The organism is Pseudactinotalea terrae, from assembly GCF_009733845.1.
Lineage (GTDB): Bacteria > Actinomycetota > Actinomycetes > Actinomycetales > Beutenbergiaceae > Pseudactinotalea > Pseudactinotalea terrae.
Map to the genome: position 1 here is coordinate 33,363 of NZ_WNXZ01000001.1, position 19,981 is coordinate 53,343.

The following is a 19,981-nucleotide window of genomic DNA, read 5'->3' on the forward strand; positions in this document are numbered from 1 at the left end:
CGTCACCGCCCCGTGAAGCGCGGGGTGCGCTTGTCCTTGAACGCGCGTGCGCCCTCGAGCATGTCCGCGCTGGCGAACACGTCCTCGGAGGCGTCGAGCTCCAGTGCCATGCCCTCGTCGAGCGGGCGGTCCACCGAGGCGTCGATCAGGCGTTTCGCGTGACGCACCGCGAGAGGACCGCGCGCGGCGATCTCATCGGCCAGCTGCCGGGCCACCGTGAGCGCCTCGCCACTGGGGACGACGCGGTTCACGAGCCCGATCTCCTCGGCCCGTCTCGCGGTGATCAGCTCCCCGAGCAGGATCATCTCCTTGGCCCGGCCGAGACCGATCACGCGCGCCAGCCGTTGCGTCCCGCCGCTGCCGGGCACGACACCGAGCCGGAGCTCGGGCAGACCGAGCGTGGAGTGCTCGCTGGCGACCCGGAGGTCGCAGCAGAGCGCGAGCTCCAGCCCGCCACCGAGCGCGTGACCCTCGATGGCCGCGATCACCGGCACCGGCAGCATCGCGAGCTGCCGGTACACGAGCTTCTCCAGCAGCAGCTTTCCCTCGGCACCCCGGCCGTGCAGACCTGCGAACTCGGCGATGTCCGAGCCGGCGCAGAACGTGCGCTCACCGGCGCTGGAGAGGACGACGACCCTGGCCTCCTCGTACTGGGCGACCTGCTGCAGCGCCTCCCTGAGCTGGGCGGTGAGCTCGCGGCTGACCAGGTTCATCGGTGGTGCCTCGAGCCGGATCTCGCAGCGGGCTCCGAGCTCGAGGGAGACGAGGTCGCTCATCGGTTCGCCTCCTGCGCGAAATTGGTCGCCAGCCCCATCCGGCCCGCTCGGAACACCCGGGGGTCGATCGAGCGAAGCTCCGGTGAGATCTGGGGGCGGAAACCCATCTGGGCGACGACCTCGCGCTCGAGGTCCACGCCGTCGGCGATCTCGGTGAGCACGAGGCCGTGCTTACCGAGCACGAAGACGGCACGCTCGGTGATGTAGGTGACGTGCTGCCCCTTGTCGCGGGCGCGCGCCGCGCTGAAGCTGATCTGCCGCACCTGCGGCACCAGCTTGCGCTGGCTGCCCTCCCGGTCGATCCGCAGCCCGCCATCGACGACGCTCGTGCGCAGGCCGCGCGCGGTCAGGCTGCCCACGAAGTTGATCCGCCCGGTCCGGTTGGCGATGTTGATGAAGCCGCCGGGGCCGCGTGGCCTGTCGTCGAACTCGTGCACGTTGACGTTACCCTCGGCGTCGATCTCGGCGAACGACAGGCTCGCGATGTCCAGACCGCCGCCGTCGTAGAAGTCGAACATCGAGGGCTGCTCGAGCATGGCCTGGAAGTTGACGCCCGCACCACCGTCGGCACCTCCCGCCGGAGCGCCTCCGAAGATGCCTTGCTCCACGGTGAGTGTCAGGTCGCCGGTGATGCCCTCGACCGCCGCGATCTCCCCGATCAGCTGGCTGACGCCGTAGCCGAGGTTGCAGATGTCACCCGGGCGGAACTCGAGCAGCGAGCGCCGGGCGATGATCTCCCGGATGCCGACATCGCCGGTGGCCATCGGCTCCGGGTCGGGGCGTCGCAGCTGACCGGCGTAGTAGGGGGAGTAGGGGGTCGCGTAGGTCTGCGACTGGTCCGGCACCACCATCACGTGGTCGACCAGCGCTCCCGGGATGCGCACGTCGCGAGGCTTGAGGCTGTGCCGCTGGGCGAGCTGGGCCACCTGCGCGATCACGATCCCGCCGTTGTTGTGGGCGGCCATCGCCAGCGCCAGCGAGTCGCCGTGGACGGCCTCGGCCTCCATGGTGAGGTTGCCGTCCTCGTCGGCCGTGCTCGCCCTGATCACCGCCACGTCGATCGGCAGCGCCGGGAAGAACAGCCACTCCTTTCCCGCGAGCTGCACCACCTCGACCAGGTCGGTCGTCGTCACGTCGTTCTGCCTGCCACCGGTCTGCCGAGGGTCCACGTAGGTGCCGAGCCCGACGTCGGTCACCAGACCGGGCCGCCCGGCCGCCATCTCGCGGCACAGGGCCGAGAGCACCCCCTGCGGGAAGGAGTACGCCTCGAGCTCGCCGGCGCGGACCATCGCACCGAGACGGGGCTCGTTGCCGATGTTGCTGGTGATCGTGCGAGCGTGCAGACCGGCGAGGGCGAGCTGTGACATCCCGACGTCGGCGAAGTCGCCGATGCCGACGACGCGGACGGTCGTGAGCCCTCGGGGACTGCCCAGCTCGCTGTAGGTCGCCGCGAGAGCCTCGATGAACGCCTGCGGCACGGCGTGCCCGGCACCGGAGCCGCCGATCCAGACCGCGTCGCCGTCCTCGAGCAGCCCGACCGCCTCGCGTGGTGCGACGACCTTCATGGCATCAGCCCGCCGGCGTTGGGGCACAGTGTCTGCCCCAGGAACAGCGCGGAGTCCTCCGAGAGCAGGAACACCACGGCGTCGGCCACCTCCTCGGGCTCTGCGAAGCGACCCAGCGGTAGCTCGGCCATGCGCTTGCGCCCGATCTCGCCCTCCATCACGGTCCGCCCCATGTCGGTGTTCATCACGCCCGGCGAGACGGCGTTCGCCCGGATCCCCTGCTGGCCGAACTCGCGGGAGATCGACTTCACGAGCGCGATCGTGCCCGCCTTGGCCGAGGCGTAGTGGGCGACCTTCGGCCAGCCGACCTGGCCCAGCCGCGAGGCGATGTTGACGATCGAGCCGCCGCCACCGGCGAGCATCGCCGGGATCGCGGCCTGGCTGGCGTAGAACGCCCCGGTGAGGTCGGTGCGGAGCACGTCGTCCCACTGGTCCGCGGTGATCTCGAGGAACGGGTGCTCCGGCATCACGCCCGCGTTGTTGACGAGCCCGTCCAGCCGGCCGAAGCTCTCCACCGCCCACGCGACCGCGCCCACGACGTCCTGCTGGTCGCGGACGTCGAGCGATCGCGTCAGGCAACGGACCCCGAGCTCGCGAGCCGCTGCTGCGGTCTTCTCGGCGCCGTGCTCGCTCGTGTGGAAGGTGAGGGCGATGTCGCCGCCGGCGCGGGCGACCGCGAGCGCGACGGCGCTGCCGAGCCCGGTCCCTCCGCCCGTGACGAGGACGACCTTGCCGTCGAGCCGGTTCGAGGTGCGGGCGGCACCTGGGAGAGTCGTCGTCATTGATCCAATTTCCAGGAAGCGCTTTCAGTTCGGGTAGAGTCCCACGGCGTGAGCGAAGACGCAAGTGGATCCGCTGTTCGGGGCATCGTGATCGACGTGCATGCGCACGTGCTGCCGGCGCCGCTGCTCGCGCATGGTGGTCTTGCGGAGCTCGACGGGCGCACGCTCCCGGACTTCCCGCCGGTGCTCGCCGACGTCACCGAGCGGCTGCGTCAGATGGATGCGTGCGGCATCGACCGCCAGGTCGTCTCGCCGTGGATCGAGCTGGCCCCGGACGGTCTGGACGCCGGTCGGGCCGATCGGCACCTGCGGCGGGTCAACGATGCGCTTGCCGAGGTCGTGTCGCGGTATCCCGACCGGCTGGTGGGCATGGCGATGGTGCCCCAGCACGCCGGCGGCCCGGCCGCGCAGGAGCTGCAGCGCGCCGTGACCGAGCTCGGCATGTGCGGATCGCTGCTGACGACGTCGGGCGTCGGCCTCTCGCTCGCCGACCGCGAGATGGAGCCGTTCTGGTCGACGGCGGAGGCGCTGAGCGCCGTGCTGATGCCGCATCCGCGGAACCCGGTCGATGTCGCACGAACCCGGCACGAGCACATCGGCGACCTCGTGGGCACGCCCGTGGAGGGGACGCTCGCCATCGCCGGGCTGCTGCGCGCGGGTGTCCTGCACCGCCACCCGGAGCTGCGCGTCTGCGTAGTGCACGGCGGTGGCGCGCTCCCGGTCCTCGCGGGTCGGATCGAGGCGCTGTGGGGGCTCTCGGGCGCCGAGGGCGGTGCGCGCCCCGCCGAGATGATCGGGCGGCTGTACTTCGACACCCTGACTCACGACGACCGCGCACTCGCCTTCCTCGCGGAGCTCGTGGGCACGGAGCGACTGCTGCTCGGCAGCGACTTCCCGTTCGCCACGGGCGACCCGGCCGCGCGCCAGCGGGTCGAGCGGCTCTGGGCCGATCGGCGCGAGCCCCGGGAAGCGGTGCTCGGTGGCACGCTCGAGCGGCTCCTGCGGCAGGTGCGGCACCGCGGCTGAGGCGGCTGCGCCGTCGTCCGTTCTTGACAGCGATCGGCGCCCCTGATAGAAAGCGCTTTCAAATCGGCACGGCAGTACGACCAGCACCGCACACAGAGGAGTGAGCGATGAATGATGTCCGGCTCGGCGTGATCATGAACGGCGTCACGGGGCGCATGGGAACGAGGCAGCACCTGGAGCGCTCGATCGTGGCGATCCGGGAGGCAGGGGGGATCACGCTCCCTGACGGGCGCCGCGTCGTCGTCGATCCGATCCTGGTGGGCCGCAACGAGGCCAAGGTCGCCGAGCTCGCCCACAGGTTCGGGATCGAGCGTTGGACCACGGACCTCGCGCAGGCGCTCGCCAACGACGACGACACCATCTACTTCGACTCGCAGACCACCGACCGGCGGTTCCACGACGTCGCTCGCGCCATCGAGGCCGGCAAGCACATCTTCTGCGAGAAGCCCACGGCGACCTCGCTCGCTGACGCGCTCGAGCTGGCACGGCTCGCCAAGAACGCCGGTGTCAAGGCCGGCGTCGTCCAGGACAAGCTGTTCCTTCCCGGCGTCATCAAGCTCAAGAGGCTGCTCGACGGCGGCTTCTTCGGCGATCTCGTGAGCTTGCGCCTCAACTTCGGGTACTGGGTCTTCGAAGGCGACTGGCAGCCGATCAACCGCCCCTCGTGGAACTCGCGCAAGGAGGACGGGGGCGGGTTGATCCTCGACATGTACCCGCACTGGCAGTACGTGCTCGGTCACCTGCTGGGGCCGGTCCGCTCGGTCCTGTGCCATGCCCAGGTGCACATCCCCACGAGGTGGGACGAGAGTGGTGAGCAGTACGCGGCAACCGCCGAAGACGCGGCCTACGGCATGTTCAGGTTCGACGACCCGGTGTTCGCGCAGTTCACTACCTCCTGGGTGACCCGCCCGTACCGGGACGAGATCGCCGAGTGGCAGCTCGACGGCACGAGGGGCAGCGCGATCGCCGGGCTGCGCGAGTGCCGGGTGCAGTCGCGCGGGACCACGCCGATGCCGGTCTGGAACCCGGACATCCCGAACCCGATCGACTTCCGCGCCGGCTGGGCGCAGGTCCCGGACAACGCGACCTTCGACAACGCGTTCCGGATCCAGTGGGAGATGTTCCTGGCGCACGTCGTCGACGACGCCAACCCGCACCCGTGGGATCTCCTCGAGGGAGCGCGGGGTGTGCAGCTCGCCGATGCGGCGCAGCAGTCGGTCGACGAGCGGCGCTGGGTCGACATCCCCGAGCTGACGCTGTGAGCACCCCCGCTGTGAGTGGCCGTGCGATGCAGCGGCTGAGCATCAACCAGATCACGGTGCGGGAGTGGGGCCTGGCCGAGGCGGTCGAGGGGCTCGCACGGCACGGCGTCCGCGGCATCGGCGTCTGGCCCGAGAAGGTCGAGGAGCTCGGGCTGGAACGGAGTGCCGCGCTGCTGCGTGCTCACGACCTCCGTGTCTCGAGCGTGTGCCGGGCGGGGTTCTTCACGGTGCAGCAGGATCCGAGCAGGGTCTCTGACGCGAACCGGCGGGCCATCGAGATCACGCAGGCGGTCGGTGGCGACTGCCTGTACATCGTCTGCGGCCCGTTGGACGAGGACAACGATCTCGCGGGTGCTCGAGACCGGGCGCTCGACGGGCTCGCGGCGATGGCGGCCGAGGCCGAGGCTGCGGGCGTCGCGCTCGCACTCGAGCCGCTGCACCCCATGATGACGGCGGACCGGTGCGTGATCGTCACGCTCGCGCAGGCGCTGGACATGGTCGACGCCGTCTCCTCACCCGCGGTCGGCATCGCCGTCGACTCCTACAACGTGTGGTGGGACCCGCAGCTGCCCAGCTCGCTCGAGCGCGCGGGCGCGCGGATCATCAGCTACCAGATCTGCGACTGGCTGGTGCCGCAGCCGCACCCGGTGTTCGGCCGGGGCATCCCGGGCGACGGCGTCATCGATCTCGCGGGCCTGACCCGTCAGGTCGACGCGGTGGGCTACCAGGGGCCGATCGAGGTCGAGATCTTCAACGAGGACGTGTGGTCGCGGGATCCGGACGAGGTGATCTCCCTGATCCGCGACCGGTTCCCGAGCGTCAGCTGATCATGGTGGCGTCAGGAAGGCGGAGCCGCGGTGCTGTCCCGCAGCATCACGACGCCCTCGAATGCGACCGAGCGCCGCACCGGCGGGTCGGGCGAGAGGGCGAGGTCGACGGCCTGCTGCCCCACCTGCTCGAGCGGCAGCCGCACGGTGGTCAGCCTGGGCGTGATGTCGGAGGCCACCGGGACATCGCCGAAGCCGGCGACCGAGATCTCCTCCGGCACCGCGATCCCCAACCGTTGGAACCCCGCGACCAGACCGACGGCGACGACGTCGAAGGAGCCGAACACGCAGGTGGGTCGGTGCGTGGCCTCGGCGAGCTGCGCGGCCACCGTTCCGCCGCTCTCGCGCGTGGCGGCGCCGTGGATCACGGCCTCCGGGGCGAGCTCGATACCGCGCTCCTGGAGGCCACGCCGGAACCCCGTCAGCCGGTCCCGCACCGTCATGAGCTTGGCCGGCCCGGTCACCACGGCGAAGTCGCGATGGCCGAGGTCGACCATGGCGTGGGCGAGGCTGCGAGCACCCTCCTGGTTGCCCACGATGATGCTGTGGCCGGCGTCCTGCCGGCCCAGCGTGACGACCACGCCGCCGGTCTCCTCATAGCGCAGCAGCTCGGTACGGATCGGGTCTGCCGCGGACTTGTTCGTGAACCCGCTGCCCGCGAGGATGATCGCGCGCGGGCGCTGCGCCCTCAGCAGTGCGAGGTAGCGGGCCTCCTGCTGCGGGTCGCGGTAGGTCGAGACGATCGTCACCAGCATGCCGTGCTGCTCGGCCGCCGCGACCACGGCACCGGCGATCAGGGCGAAGTAGGCGTCACGGATGTCGTGGACCACGAGCGCGATCGTCGAGGACTGCGAGCCCGCGAGCGCGCGTGCGTGCAGGTTGGGTTCGTAGCCGAGCTCGGCGGCGCTGGCCAGCACCCGCTCACGGGCCTCGCCCCGGCCCCGATAGGCCCCGGCCGAGCTGAGGATGCGGGAGGCCGTCGCCAGCGAGACGCCGGCGTGCTCGGCGACGTCGATCAGCCGGACCGCTGCTCGTCGAGACATCGGGACCTCCCATCGGTGACAGCTGCACATCGTAATGGGCAGGAAGCGCTTCCAGCGTCGTTCGAGAACGACACCGCGGGCACCACGGCTGTTGCGTCGGGCTTCTCCGCTGGTCCAGGGCCAGATCGTTATCAGATCGACTCGAGGGCTCGCCGTTCAGCCCTTGCGCCGTGGTCGAAGCGTCATCTACTGTATTGAAAGCGCTTTCGAGCGCTTCCGTCACCAATGGAGGAGAACGGATGTCGACAAAGAGGTGGACACAAGCGGGTGCGGTGGCAGCCACCGCAGCGTTGCTGCTGGCCGCGTGCGGCAGCGGTGATGGCGGCGGCGGGGGCGCCGGCGGTGGTGGCGGCGGAGATGGTGATGCCGAAGACCCGATCGTCATCGGGGTCTCGCTCCCGCTGACCGGTGACTTCGCCGAGCCCGGCAAGGGCGTGCAGCGCGGCTACGAGACCTGGGTGGAGATGGTCAACTCCAACGGCGGGCTCCTCGGGCGGCAGGTCGAGCTGATCGTGCTCGACGACGCCTCGGACCCGGCGCGGGTCGTCTCCGACTACGAGTCGCTGATCGCGCAGGAGGAGGTCGACCTGCTCTTCGGGCCGTTCTCGACCCGGCTGGTGGTGCCGGCCTCGCGGGTGGCCTCGGAGTACGGCATGTTGTTCGTCGAGCCCGCCGCTGCTGCGGCGGAGGTGTTCGAGAACGGCTTCGAGAACATCTTCTACGCAGCGCCGGCCATCGCGTCCGATCACTACAACTACCTGGCTGAGCACATCCTGGCCATGCCGGAGGATCAGCGGCCGCAGACGATGGCGGTCACCTCGATGGACGACCCGTTCGCCCAGGGCACCGCCTACGGCCTCCGCGACAAGCTCGCCGAGGCCGGCATCGAGGTCGTCGTCGACGAGGTCTACCCACCGAACGCGACCGACATGAGCGCGATCGCGGCTCAGATCGCCGACGCTGACCCGGACCTGCTGGTCGGCGGCACCCTGTACCAGGACGCGGTGAACCTGATCCTGGCGCTGCAGCAGCTCGACTACCAGCCGCGGATGGTGGCGTTCTCGACCGCTCCGACCAACCCGGAGTTCCCCGAGGCGATCGGTGGCGCGGTCGACGGCATCCTGTCGCCGACCGGCTACTCGCTCACGGCCGACTGGCCCTCCAACGCCGGCTTCGTCGAGCTCCACAACGAGATCCACGGCATGGACCCGCAGGAGGACGAGGCGAACGGCTTCACCACCGGTCAGGTGGTGCAGGCGGCCGTCGAGGCGGTCGGGTGCGCGGAGCAGGGCGAGTGCCAGCAGCAGCTGATCGACTGGCTGCACGCGAACTCGGTGGAGGACACCGTGGTCGGCCCGCTCGGCTGGGACGAGGCCGGACGCCCGGACGGCGCCCACATGCTCCTGCAGTACCAGGGAGGCGAGATCACGATCGTGCTTCCGGAGAGCGCGGCGCAGGCCGAGCTGCTCTACCCGAAGCCGGAGTGGTGACCCCTTCGTGGTCTCAGGTGCACTGCTCTTCCAGAGCCTGATCCTGGGTCTGCTGCTAGGAGGGCTGTACGCCCTCCTAGCAGCAGGCCTGACCCTCTACTTCGGCATCATGCGGGTGGTGATGCTCGCCCACGCGGCGTTCATCCTGCTCTCGGCCTATGTGGCGTGGTGGTTCAGCTCGACGACCGGGCTCGACCCGATGATCTCCTTAGTCGCAACCATCCCGTTGTTCTTCGGGATCGGGTACGTGATGCACCGGTTCCTGCTGGCGCGGCTGCGGCCGACCACCATGACGATGATGTCGGTGCTGCTGACCTTCGGCATCGCCCTGGTCATCGAGGGTCTGCTGGGTCTGGCGTGGACCGGCACGCAGCGGCGGATCCACCTGCCGTACGGGACCTCGAGCGTGGAGTTCCTGGGCGCCCAGATCCCGGTCGTGCAGATCGTCTCGTTCGCGCTGGCCGCCCTCAGTCTCGCGAGCCTGTACCTCATCATGAAGCGCACCCAGTTCGGCAGGTCGCTGCGCGCCACGATCCAGCACGGCCAGGCGGCCCAGCTCGTCGGCATCGACACGACCAAGGTGGCAGGCATGGGCTTCGGCCTCGGCCTGGCCACCGCCGCTGTGGGCGGCGCGGCGCTGTCGCTGCAGGCCACGATCTACCCGTCGTTGCACTGGCACTGGATCGGCCCGCTGATGGCGATCATCGTGGTCGGTGGCCTGGGGAGCATCCCTGGTGCCGCGATCGCTGCGCTGGCACTCGGCACGATCCGGGTCCTGCTGGAGATCCCGATGGGTTCGACGTGGGCGCAGACGGTGTTCTACGTCGCACTGTTCCTCACCCTGATGCTGCGGCCTCAGGGGTTCTTCGGAGGTCGCCTTGCGCAACGCTTCTGACACCTCGACGCCCCTTCGGCGCGGCTCGAGCGCCGTCCAGGCCCTGCGGGGGGCTGGCTCCGGTCGTCTCGGCCCGTTCGCGGCGATCCTCGTGGTGGTCGCCGTGCTCGCCACCTGGCCGCTGCTGGCAGGCAACCCGTACATGCTCAGCGCCGGCGTGATCGTGCTGAACTTCGCGGTCTTCGCCACGGCCTGGAACCTGATGGGCGGGCTGACAGGCTACGTCTCGCTCGGTCACATCGCGTTCTTCGGGCTCGGCTCCTACGGCACCGGCCTGCTCGTCATCCACTCCGAGATCAACGCCTTCGTCGCGGTCATGGCCGCCGCGGTGGTCGTGGGCCTGCTCTCGCTGCTGGTCGGGTGGGCCGCGCTGCGCGTGCGCGGCGCCTCGTTCGTGATCGTGACGATCGCGATCGTGCTGGTGATGCTGCTGGTGTTCCAGAGCTGGCGGTCGGTGACCGGTGGCTCGACCGGCCTGGTCGTGCCGCGCCCGTTCCCCGACCTGCTCCGGCCCGAGCACCACCGGGTCTTCTTCTACATCTTCCTGGGCCTCCTGCTCCTCGTCCTGGTCAGCTACCTGGTCGTGGACCGATCGCGATTCGGACAGGCTCTCAAGGCCATCCGAGAGGACGAGGACAAGGCACAGTCCCTGGGGATCCCGACGGCGATGCTCAAGCTGGCGGCGTTCGGCATCTCGTGCTTCCTGACCGCCATCGCCGGTGGTGTGTATGCCCTCTGGTTCGGCGATCTCGACCCGATCTTCCAGTTCGACGTGGTGCTGAGCGCCCAGATCGCGCTGATGGCGCTGCTGGGCGGTGTCCGCTACCTGTTCGGGCCGCTCGTCGGGGCCATCGTCGTGGGCTCGGCGCTCGAGTACTTCCTCCTCAACTTCGGGGAGACGCAGTTCCACCTGGTGGCCACGGGCCTGCTGCTCGTGGCGGTGGTGCTGTTCGCCCCGGACGGCGTGCTGGCGCTCGCCGCCCAGCTGATCAGACGGCTCGGGCCGAGCGCGACCTCGATCCGTGAGGAGTCGGCGGCCGAGGTGCGCGCGCAGCAGGATGCGCGGGCGCTCGCCGAGCGTGTCGAGGAGCCCGGCGCCGACGCGACGACCGATCGAGAGGACCGACGATGACCGAGGAGCTGGGCGCGGTCGCGCTGCGAACCGAGGGCCTGTCGAAGTCCTTCGGCGGCGTGCACGCGGTCGACAACGCGACGACCGAGTTCTACGCCGGCAGGATCAACGGACTGATCGGTCCGAACGGCTCCGGCAAGACGACGTTCTTCAACTGCGTCACCGGCATGATCCGGCCGGACGCCGGGCACGTGTTCTACCGCGACCGGGACATCACCAGGTGGCAGCCCCACCGCATCGCCCGCGCCGGTCTGGGTCGTACCTTCCAGCTCTGCCGGGTGTTTCCACGGCTGACGGTGCTGGACAACCTGCTGGTGGCGGTGCACCCACCGCACCCGCTGGCGTACCTCGGCCGCCCCCGGGTGGCCTCGCTGGTCGAGCGAGCGCGAGGCATCCTCGCGAGGGTCGGCCTCGACCATCTCGAGACGGCGGAGGCGCGGGACGTCTCCTACGGTCAGCAGAAGCTGTTGGAGCTGGCGGCCGCGCTGATGGCCGGGCCGGACATGGTGATGCTCGACGAGCCCGCCGGTGGCGTGAACCCTGCGCTGATCGAGCGCATCGCGGTGCTGGTGACGGAGCTCAACGCGGAAGGAACGACCTTCCTCGTCGTCGAGCACAACATGGAGTTCATGATGAACCTGTGCGACCACGTGGTCGTGTTCGATCGTGGCGCTCCGATCGCGGCCGGCAGTGCTGCCGAGGTGCAGCAGAACCCCCTCGTGCTGGAGGCCTATCTTGGTGTCTGACGAAACCGGACCCGTCGCGGAGCCACCGGTCGACGGCGACGACGTGGTGCTCAGGCTGGTGGACGTGCAGGCCGGCTACGGCAAGGCCGCGCTCGTGCTGCGCGGCTTCTCCGTGGAGGTGCGCCGGGGCGAGATCGTCTGTCTCGTCGGTCCGAACGGCGCCGGCAAGTCGACCGTGCTCAAGGTGGCCAGCGGGCTGCTTGCGGTGCGCAGCGGCTCGGTCTGGCTCAACGGCGAGGATGCCACCGGGGCCAAGCCGCAGGACCTGCTGCGGCGCGGGCTCTCGCACGTGCTGCAGGGGCACTCGGTGTTCAGGGAGATGACGGTCGAGGAGAACGTCATGCTCGGCGGCTACACGGTGGCCGACCGCACGGCGTTGCTCGATCGCGTCGAGTTCGTCAAGGGCGTCTTCCCCGTGGTCGCCGAACGCTGGAGCACGACGGCGGGGCTCCTCTCGGGCGGCCAGCAGAAGCAGGTGGAGTTCGCCCGGGCGCTGATGGTGCGCCCGGATGTGGTGCTCCTCGACGAGCCCTCGATGGGCCTCGATCCGAAACGCACCGCCGGCATGTTCGAGCAGGTCGCTCGGCTGCGTGAGGCGGGCGTCGCGGTGCTGCTGGTCGAGCAGAACGCCCGCCGGGCGCTCGAGATGTCCGACATCGGCTGCGTGCTCGACCTCGGTCGGGTGTTCGTGCGTGGACCGGCGCAGGAGCTGCTCGCGGACCCGCAGCTGAGCGACCTCTATCTCGGCGGCCGGCCCGCCGCGAGCTAGGTGCTCAGCCGAGGTCAGCGAGCCGGACCGGTCCCGTCAGCGTGATGCGGAGGTTGGCGCGGGCCGGGGGAGGCGCACCGGTCGGCACCGCGGTCACCTCGGTCCAGTCGTCGCGTCCGATCCCCTCGGGGACCGTCGCGGTAGCAAAGGTGCACCAGCCCTCACCCTCAGGGGTGGACAGGTGCACGGTCGCCGGACCCGGACGGTCGCGGGCGACACGGGCCGTGAGCGACCCGTGCAGACCCTCGACATCCTCGAGCACCACCCAGCCCGGGCCTGCCACCGCGGTCCCGCGCTCGGGCGTCTCGGCGACGAGTCGAACGCCCGAGAGGTCGTCGAAGCAGGCGGCGCGAACGGGGAGCCGGTGCGGCTCGGGTGCGGTGCCGTCGAGGTGGACGGTGGCGCTCACGCGAGCCTCCGATGCGTTCGGTCCGGCGCTGAGGCGATACCGACCCGCATCGACGGTCATCGCGCCACGGGCCGTGTCCCAGAACGAGAACCGCTCGGTGGGCAGCCGGATCGACACCTGGCGCTGCTCGCCCGCCGAGAGGGCCACGCGCGCGTAGCCGCCCAGCCGGTGCGGGAAGGGCACCCGGTGGTCGAGGGCGTCGGTGTACACCTGCACGACCTCGGTGGCCGCCACAGGTCCGTGGTTGCGGATCGTCACCGCCACGGTGACCGCCTCCGCGTCGCGGTCCACGACATCGAGCGCGAGGTACTCCAGGCGCGACCCGGTAAGGCCGTGACCGAAGGAGAACAGCGGCTGGGCGTCGGAGTACCAGTACGTGGAGCGCCCGGCGACGATGTCGTAGTCGGTGAGGTCACCGGCGTCGCTGCTGCTGCGCCACCAGGTCTGCGGCAGCCGGCCCGTGGGAGCCACGTCCCCGGAGAGGATGTCGACCACGCCGTGTCCGACCGCCTGCGAATGAGCCGTCCAGAGCACGGTGCGGGCGTCGAGGTCGAACGCGTAGGGGTAGCTCGAGACGAGTGCGAGCACCGCCTCGGGAGCACGGTCGCGGACCGACTCCCAGAGAGTGACCTGGCTCGGCGGCAGCTCAAGCGCGGGGCGGTCCTCGGTCTCCCTGCCGAGCAGGTGCGGGTCGTTGCCCAGCGCGCACAGCACGAGGTCCGCTCCGTCAGCTGCCTCGGCGACCGCAGCGCTGCCGGAGACCAACGTGTGCCGCACGAAGCGGGTCGCCTCGCGCTGCGTGCGCGCGCCGGCGACCAGGCGTTCGGAGGCATCGAGCCGCAGCCAGCGCCCGCTCCCGAGATGCTGGAGGGTGATCATGCCGTCGTCGGCCGTGCAGATCCGGAAGCTCTCCTGCACCACCCAGCCCTCGGGGCGCTCGGCGGTCGCCCGGACGAAGCCGCGGCCGTCCGTGCTCCAGAGCCGCTCGGTCGCGAGGTCGGCGATGGTCAGCAGACCCCAGCCCCAGTCGGTGGCTGCCAGCTGGACGGCCGAGCCGAGCCCGTCGCCGGGCACGAGCAGACCGTCGTCGTCGGTGGCGAGGTAGCGCCCGTCGGGCAGTCGCAGCGCGATGTGATCGGCGCCGTCGACGACGCGGATCTCGGCGTCGGGCCAGCGCTCGGCGGCAGCCGCGGCGATCGAGGTCGGGAAGCGGGGGACACCCGCGTACCAGTCGGGCAGCACCCGGTCGGCGAGGGGGCCGACCGCGGCCACCCGGACCGGTTCGACCGCGATCGACGCGGTCTCGCCGCGGAGCAGGACGACGCCGCGTGCGGCAGCCTCGCGGGCGAGCATCGCGTGGTCGCGCAGCAGGACGTCGAGCGGCTGCGACGGCTCCTGGGCGGCGTCGTGCGCGCGGAGACGGACCAGGAGCACCCGGCGCGCCGCCCGGTCGACGTCGGTCTCGGTGATCAGGCCCTGTTGCAGCGCCCCGAGCAGCGCCTCGATCGTCGGCCCGGGCGAGGTGTCGTTGTCGGTGAAGGAGTCGATGCCGGCGAGCAACGCTGCGGCGTGCGCGTGCACGGCATCGGGGAAGCGGTGCTGGCTCGCGACCAGGTTCGAGGGTGCGCCGGCGTCGGAGACGACGAGGATCTCCTCCGGGGCGCATGCGCGGACCGCCTCGATCAGCTCGCCGCTGGTGTGCGCGGGCCGGCCGTTGACGAGGTTGTACGCGGGCATCACGGCGCCCGCGACGCCCGCGCTCAGCGGTCCGGCGAACGCGGGCAGCTCGTACTCGTGCAGGACCCGGTCGCGGACCTGGATCGAGCGGACGTCGCGATCGTGCTCCACGTTGTAGGCGAGGAGATGCTTGAGGGTGGGGATCGTGCGCCATCGGTGCGCGTCGCTGCCGCGCAGGCCGCGGGCGAAACCGGTGGCGAGATCGGCCACGAGGTGCGGGTCCTCCGAGAAGCCCTCCTCGTTGCGACCCCAGAGCGGATGCCGCAACGGATCGACCACGGGTGCCCAGACGTTGAGGGAGATGCTCGGATCTGCCGCGCGCTTGGCGTGCAGCTCGGCTGCTACGGCCTCGCCGATCCGCTCGGCGAGCTCCGGATCCCAGCTCGCGGCGACGCCCACGGGCTGCGGGAACACGGTCGCCTCGCCGAGCCAGGCCACCCCGTGCAGCACCTCCGCCCCGGTGCGGAACCGAGGAAGGCCGAGCCGTTCGACGGCGGGGCTCCACTGGTGCAGCATCGCCACCTTCTCCTCGAGGGTGAGCTCGGAGAGAAGACGCTCGGCGCGGTCGGCAGGGGTCATGTCATCGGCTCCTGGGTCGCCAGTGATCGAAGCGAGTTCGCAGCTTTGTCGAATCGGTTCGAATCGATCGCTGTTGTCTGGCTCACAGCCTAGGGCCACGACCGGGGCGGCGTCGAGTACTCGGATCGCTGGAAACCAGGACTTCTCGTGCGCTCCGCGGCACCATCGCCACGGACCCCTTGTCGAATAGTGGTGTGCTCGTTATGCTCCCGTGTCGAACCGCTTCGACGGCGGTCCCTGTCACGAAGGAGTTTCAGAGATGACCCCTGTTACCCATGCCTCTCGCACCAGCGGCCAGAGCCGGCGCACGTTCCTGACGATCCTCGGTGCCGGTGCGTTGGGCTCAGCGGCTCTCGCCGGCTGTCGCACCGAGGGCGGTGGTGGCGGGGAAGCGACGTCGCCCGCCGGTGCCGTGACCGACGAGGTGCTGCCGGCGTACAGCGCCCTCGACTACGTCGAGCCCGACTTCCCGAGCGTCAACGGCTCCACCGCGGGGTTCGCGAGCATCCCCGCTGAGCTGGTCCAGGCGTACGACGCGCCACCGGGATCCGGATCGACCTTCACGGCGATGACGCCGCTGTGGGGAGCCATCCCTCCCACCGACGGCAACCAGTACTTCGACGCCGTCAACGCGGCGATCGGCAGCACGGTTCAGTTCCAGATCAGCGACGGCAACACCTACGGCGACAAGCTGGCCGCGGTGCTGGCCAGCGCGGACGACGTCCCGGACTGGGTCTGCATCCCCACCTGGAACATCCCGCCGCGCTTCGACCAGGCGGTGGAGTCGCTGTTCGAGGACCTGACGCCGTTCCTGGCGGGTGACGCAGTGCTGGACTACCCGCACCTGGCGAACATCCCGACCGACGTCTGGAAGTTCTGCGTCTTCAACGGCAAGCTCAAGGCGCTGCCCTTCCCGGGCGAGATCATCACCGATGCGATCTTCTACCGCGACGACGTCTTCGCCGCCGAGGGCATCACCGAGCTCCCCACCAACGCTGAGGAGCTGCTCGAGCTGTGCGCGGAGCTGACCAATGGTCAGCGCTGGGCCGCCAACGACCTGTGGAACACCGCGACGATGATCCACGGGGTGGTGCCCAAGTGGCGCATCGAGGATGACGGCACGCTCACGCACCGGATCGAGACCGAGGAGTACCGCGCCGCGCTGGAGTGGAACGCGCAGCTGTTCGCACAGGGGTCGGTGCACCCGGACGCCGTCGCCGACAACTCCGGCGACGCGAAGGCGCGCTTCGAGTCCGGGCAGGTGCTGATCTCCAACGACGGCGTCGGCGGCTGGCACGAGGCGCTCGCGCGTCAGCTCGGCAGCAACCCCGGGTACTCGCAGCGACCCTTCACCCCGTTCGCGGCCGACGGCGGCACGCCCGTGCTGTGGAAGGGCAACCCTGCGAACATCCTGTCCTTCATCAAGGCGACGGACGACAAGGACAAGGTCGCCGAGATGCTCGCGGTCGCCGACTTCCTCGCCGCCCCGTTCGGCACCGCGGAGTACGCGCTGATCAACTACGGGGTCGAGGGCGTCCACTACTCGACCGATGACGACGGGCTCCCGGTGCCGACCGAGCTCGCCGCGACCGAGCTCCAGCCGAGCTACATCTTCCTCGCCGACCCACCCGTGGTGAACACCAAGGTGCAGTTCCCGGGCTTCGTCGAGGCGTTCTGCACCTGGATGGCCGATGCGTCCGCCTATGTGCAGGACCCGGCGTTCTTCGGTATGCAGATCACCGAGCCGAACCAGTTCGGATCCCTCAGCCAGCCGATCGAGGACCTCGAGAAGGACATCTCGCGGGGTCGCAAGCCGCTGTCCGATCTCGATGCTGCGATCGAGACCTGGCGCAGCACGGGCGGTGAGGAGCTGCGGCAGTTCTACGCGCAGATCCTGGACGCTCAGTGACCGCTCCCACGGTGCTGGCCGCGCCCCGGCCGGTCGCGACCCGTTCGCGGCCGAGCCCACCGGAGCAGCGGAAGGTCTCGCTGCGGACCCGGTGGCGACGGGACCGCTCGCTCATCATCATGACCGTGCCGGCGGTGCTGCTGCTGGCGGTGTTCGCCTACGTGCCGATGGCGGGCAACATCGTCGCCTGGCAGGACTACTCGCCGTACATCGGGATCCTGGACTCGCCGTTCATCGCGTGGGACAACTTCGCCCGGGTCCTCACGAGCCCGGCGTTCCTGCACGCTGTGCAGAACACCCTCGTGATCACCGGGTTCCAGCTGGTGTTCTACTTCCCGCTGCCGATCATCCTGGCGCTGCTGCTCAACAGCGTGCTGACGCCCGCGATCCGCACCACGATCCAGTCGATCGTGTACCTGCCGCACTTCTTCTCCTGGGTGCTGGTGGTGACCGTCTTCCAGCAGATGTTCGGCGGTGCAGGACTGGTGAACCAGATCATGACGCAGAACGGCTGGGGCTCGTTCGACCTGATGACGAACCCCGACACCTTCCTCGTGCTCATCACCAGCCAGGCGGTGTGGAAGGACGCCGGCTGGGGGATCATCATCTTCCTCGCCGCCCTGGCCACGGTGGACCCGGCGCTGTACGAGGCCTCCGTCGTCGACGGCGCGAGCCGCTGGCGTCGCATGTGGCACATCTCGTTGCCGGCGTTGCGCCCAGTCGTGATCCTGCTGCTGATCCTTCGGCTCGGCGATGCCCTGACCGTGGGTTTCGAGCAGCTGATCCTGCAGCGAGGAGCTGTCGGCGCCCAGGTCTCGGAGGTCATCGACACGTTCGTCTACTACCAGGGCGTCATCAACGGCGACTGGGGCTTCGCGACGGCCGCCGGCCTGATGAAGGGCGTCATCAGCCTGCTGCTCGTTCTCGGAGCCAACAAGCTCGCTCATCTGTTCGGGGAAGCCGGGGTGTATCAGAAGTCATGATCATGCGACCGACCGCTGGCACACGGACTCCGCGCCGCAGCAAGCACAGGCCCGTCTGGCAGGAGAAGCCCACCGTCGTCGGCTCGATCGTGAAGGCGATCACCCTGACGATCATCTGCCTCGCCGTGCTGTTCCCGCTCTACACCGTGGTGCTCACCAGCCTGTCCACCCAGCCGACGATCACCGAGGCCGGCGGGCTCGTGATCGTGCCCGGCGAGGTGACCTTCGCCGCCTACCGGCAGATCCTCGCCGGCGGCATCGTGACGCGCGCGACGATGGTCTCGGTCGGCGTCACCGCGGTCGGCACGCTGCTGTCGACCACCGTGTCGGTGATGTGCGCCTACGGGTTGTCGCGGCCGTCGTCGCTGCTGCACCGCCCGATCCTGTTCGTCCTCATCATCACGATGTTCTTCAGTGCGGGCATGATCCCCACCTACCTGCTGGTCTCGGGGCTCGGGTTGATCGACAACTACCTGTCGCTGATCCTGCCCGGCGCGGTCTCGGCCTTCAACGTGCTGATCCTGCGCAACTTCTTCATGGGGATCGATCCCGCCATCACCGAGGCTGCACGCATCGACGGTGCGGGGGACTGGCGCATCCTGGCGACGATCGCGATGCCGATGTCGAAGGCGGTCGTCGCGGTTGTCGCACTCTTCTACGGCGTCGGCTACTGGAACGCGTTCTTCAACGCGATGCTCTACATCAACGACAACGCCAAGTGGCCGCTCCAGCTCGTGCTGCGCTCCTACGTGCTGCAGGGTGTGACGCTGCCAGGCTCGGGGATCGGTCAGGTCGATGTGGCGACCGGCGCCGTGACAGGGCTGCCGGTCAAGATGGCCGTGATGGTGCTGGCCGTGATGCCGATCCTGCTGATCTATCCCTTCGTGCAGCGCCACTTCACGAAGGGCGTGATCTTCGGTGCCGTCAAGGGTTGAGGGGCGCAGCGGTCGAGGCCGCATCGATGAGCGTCGGTCGCAGCAGCCGGGTCTCGGCGGGTGCGTCCGGGTGCTCGAGCCGCGCCATCGCCATCTCGACGGCGACAGCCCCGATGCTCTCGGCGGGGATGTCGATGTATGTCAGCGGCCGCGACTGCGACTGCGCGACGTCGGCGGGGCAGATCGCCAGGAGCGAGAGGTCCTGCGGGATCTGCACGCCGTGCATCTGGATCGAGTCGACGACGGACGGCAGCGCCGCCTCGTTGTGGACGATGAGCGCGGTCGGCCGCTCGTCCAGCGCCCGGAACGACTCGACGGCTCCGAGCGCACCGGCGTGCGTCGGCGGTGTGAGCTCGACCGCAGCACTCACGCCGAGGCGTTCGGCCTCCTGGTGGAAACCCGCCAGCAGCCGGCCCGCGAAGCTCGTGTTCCGCTCCACGACCGAGGGCGGCGGGCCGACCAGCCCGATCGAGGTGTGTCCGAGCCCGGCCAGGTGCCTGACCGCCAGCCGGGCGGCAGCGGCGAAGTCGAAGTCGACGCACTGCAGCCCCTGCGGGTCGTCCGGGAGTCCGATGAGGATCGTCGGGTTGCCCAGAGCCGCCGCTCGAGCGACGCGAGGATCGGCGGCCTCGACGTCCATGAGGATGAGGGCGTCGACCATCCGGCCGCTCGCCAGCCGCTCGATCGCGGCGTCCTCGGCCTGGGTCACCAGGAGCACGTCGTGATCGAACGCTCGCGCCCGCGTCACGATGCCGGTGACGAACTCCATGACCACGCGAACATCGACGTCGGGGCGCAGCGGGAGCATCAGCCCGAGGGTGTTGGTCCTCGCCGAGGCCAGGGCCCGCGCACCGGCGTGCGGTCGGTAGCCGAGCTCCGCCACGGCTCGCTCGACACGCTGCCGTGTCTTCTCCGAGATCGACCGCTTCCCGCTGAGTGCGTAGGAGACGGTCGACGTCGCCACACCGGCGTGGCGGGCCACGTCCTCGATCGTCGCCATGGCGTCTCCTGCTCCTGGAGGGACACCGCGGACGGCGTCATTTCGACTGGGTTCGATTGCGTTATATCGACTTTGATCGCTTGGTGCAAGAGAATACTGCGAAGCGCTTCGACTCT

Annotated in this window: 17 protein-coding genes; 11 read left to right on the plus strand and 6 right to left on the minus strand. The window is 69.8% G+C overall.

What is annotated here, in order from left to right; all coding sequences use genetic code 11:
- Positions 1 to 2 precede the first annotated feature (2 nt).
- From GPA03_RS00195 to GPA03_RS00205, 3 genes are read right to left on the minus strand one after another with little or no spacing between them, the layout of a single operon-like run.
- Positions 3 to 776: an enoyl-CoA hydratase/isomerase family protein gene (locus tag GPA03_RS00195; protein ID WP_156250002.1), complete on the minus strand. Its 774-nt coding sequence runs from the start codon at positions 774 to 776 to the stop codon at positions 3 to 5.
- On the minus strand, positions 773 to 2,341 hold the full coding sequence (locus tag GPA03_RS00200; RefSeq protein ID WP_156250003.1) for an acyl CoA:acetate/3-ketoacid CoA transferase: 1,569 nt from the start codon (positions 2,339 to 2,341) through the stop codon (positions 773 to 775). Before GPA03_RS00200 ends, GPA03_RS00195 begins: the two co-directional genes overlap by 4 nt.
- Entirely contained in the window at positions 2,338 to 3,123 is a 786-nt protein-coding gene (locus tag GPA03_RS00205; RefSeq protein ID WP_156250004.1) for an SDR family NAD(P)-dependent oxidoreductase, read from the minus strand. Before GPA03_RS00205 ends, GPA03_RS00200 begins: the two co-directional genes overlap by 4 nt.
- 48 nt (positions 3,124 to 3,171) lie before the next feature.
- Here GPA03_RS00205 and GPA03_RS00210 point away from each other — a divergent pair, with 48 nt between their 5' ends.
- The 3 genes from GPA03_RS00210 to GPA03_RS00220 all read left to right on the plus strand — a co-directional run bounded on the left by GPA03_RS00210 (position 3,172) and on the right by GPA03_RS00220 (position 6,238).
- Positions 3,172 to 4,149: an amidohydrolase family protein gene (locus GPA03_RS00210; RefSeq protein ID WP_156250005.1), complete on the plus strand. Its 978-nt coding sequence runs from the start codon at positions 3,172 to 3,174 to the stop codon at positions 4,147 to 4,149.
- A gap of 107 nt (positions 4,150 to 4,256) precedes the next feature.
- On the plus strand, positions 4,257 to 5,411 hold the full coding sequence (locus tag GPA03_RS00215; protein ID WP_156250006.1) for a Gfo/Idh/MocA family protein: 1,155 nt from the start codon (positions 4,257 to 4,259) through the stop codon (positions 5,409 to 5,411).
- Positions 5,408 to 6,238, plus strand: a complete 831-nt coding sequence (locus GPA03_RS00220) for a sugar phosphate isomerase/epimerase family protein (RefSeq protein WP_206673418.1) — start codon at positions 5,408 to 5,410, stop codon at positions 6,236 to 6,238. Before GPA03_RS00215 ends, GPA03_RS00220 begins: the two co-directional genes overlap by 4 nt.
- A gap of 11 nt (positions 6,239 to 6,249) precedes the next feature.
- On the opposite strand, the gene GPA03_RS00225 is transcribed toward GPA03_RS00220, so the two are convergent.
- A complete protein-coding gene (locus GPA03_RS00225; protein WP_162458210.1) occupies positions 6,250 to 7,281 on the minus strand; it encodes a LacI family DNA-binding transcriptional regulator in 1,032 nt (343 codons plus the stop codon).
- Between the two features lie 239 nt (positions 7,282 to 7,520).
- Here GPA03_RS00225 and GPA03_RS00230 point away from each other — a divergent pair, with 239 nt between their 5' ends.
- The 5 genes from GPA03_RS00230 to GPA03_RS00250 are packed head-to-tail and all read left to right on the plus strand — an operon-like array spanning position 7,521 to position 12,313.
- Entirely contained in the window at positions 7,521 to 8,771 is a 1,251-nt protein-coding gene (locus GPA03_RS00230; RefSeq protein WP_156250008.1) for an amino acid ABC transporter substrate-binding protein, read from the plus strand.
- Between the two features lie 7 nt (positions 8,772 to 8,778).
- Positions 8,779 to 9,666 (plus strand): branched-chain amino acid ABC transporter permease, encoded by an 888-nt coding sequence (locus GPA03_RS00235; RefSeq protein ID WP_156250009.1) that lies wholly within the window; start codon positions 8,779 to 8,781, stop codon positions 9,664 to 9,666.
- The gene (locus GPA03_RS00240) at positions 9,650 to 10,798 is read left to right on the plus strand and encodes a branched-chain amino acid ABC transporter permease (RefSeq protein ID WP_241681003.1); all 1,149 of its coding nucleotides are present in this window, start codon (positions 9,650 to 9,652) and stop codon (positions 10,796 to 10,798) included. Before GPA03_RS00235 ends, GPA03_RS00240 begins: the two co-directional genes overlap by 17 nt.
- Entirely contained in the window at positions 10,795 to 11,544 is a 750-nt protein-coding gene (locus GPA03_RS00245) for an ABC transporter ATP-binding protein (RefSeq protein ID WP_156250010.1), read from the plus strand. Before GPA03_RS00240 ends, GPA03_RS00245 begins: the two co-directional genes overlap by 4 nt.
- Positions 11,537 to 12,313: an ABC transporter ATP-binding protein gene (locus GPA03_RS00250; RefSeq protein ID WP_241681004.1), complete on the plus strand. Its 777-nt coding sequence runs from the start codon at positions 11,537 to 11,539 to the stop codon at positions 12,311 to 12,313. The genes GPA03_RS00245 and GPA03_RS00250 overlap by 8 nt, the downstream gene beginning before the upstream one ends.
- A gap of 4 nt (positions 12,314 to 12,317) precedes the next feature.
- Here the strand turns inward: GPA03_RS00250 and GPA03_RS00255 are convergent, their stop codons facing one another.
- On the minus strand, positions 12,318 to 15,038 hold the full coding sequence (locus GPA03_RS00255) for a glycoside hydrolase family 3 N-terminal domain-containing protein (RefSeq protein ID WP_156250011.1): 2,721 nt from the start codon (positions 15,036 to 15,038) through the stop codon (positions 12,318 to 12,320).
- A 259-nt stretch (positions 15,039 to 15,297) separates the two neighbouring features.
- Between GPA03_RS00255 and GPA03_RS00260 the strand changes: the two genes are divergently transcribed.
- Genes GPA03_RS00260 through GPA03_RS00270 form a run of 3 tightly spaced genes read left to right on the plus strand, consistent with a single transcriptional unit; the run spans position 15,298 to position 18,865 of the window.
- Positions 15,298 to 16,947 carry an extracellular solute-binding protein gene (locus GPA03_RS00260; RefSeq protein ID WP_156250012.1) on the plus strand — a complete coding sequence of 550 codons (1,650 nt, stop codon included), beginning with the start codon at positions 15,298 to 15,300 and terminating at the stop codon, positions 16,945 to 16,947.
- On the plus strand, positions 16,944 to 17,930 hold the full coding sequence (locus GPA03_RS00265) for an ABC transporter permease (protein WP_421958387.1): 987 nt from the start codon (positions 16,944 to 16,946) through the stop codon (positions 17,928 to 17,930). Before GPA03_RS00260 ends, GPA03_RS00265 begins: the two co-directional genes overlap by 4 nt.
- Positions 17,931 to 17,932: 2 nt before the next feature.
- Positions 17,933 to 18,865 (plus strand): carbohydrate ABC transporter permease, encoded by a 933-nt coding sequence (locus GPA03_RS00270; protein WP_241681005.1) that lies wholly within the window; start codon positions 17,933 to 17,935, stop codon positions 18,863 to 18,865.
- On the opposite strand, the gene GPA03_RS00275 is transcribed toward GPA03_RS00270, so the two are convergent.
- Entirely contained in the window at positions 18,855 to 19,865 is a 1,011-nt protein-coding gene (locus tag GPA03_RS00275; protein WP_156250014.1) for a LacI family DNA-binding transcriptional regulator, read from the minus strand. The genes GPA03_RS00270 and GPA03_RS00275 overlap by 11 nt on opposite strands.
- Between the last annotated feature and the right edge of the window lie 116 nt (positions 19,866 to 19,981).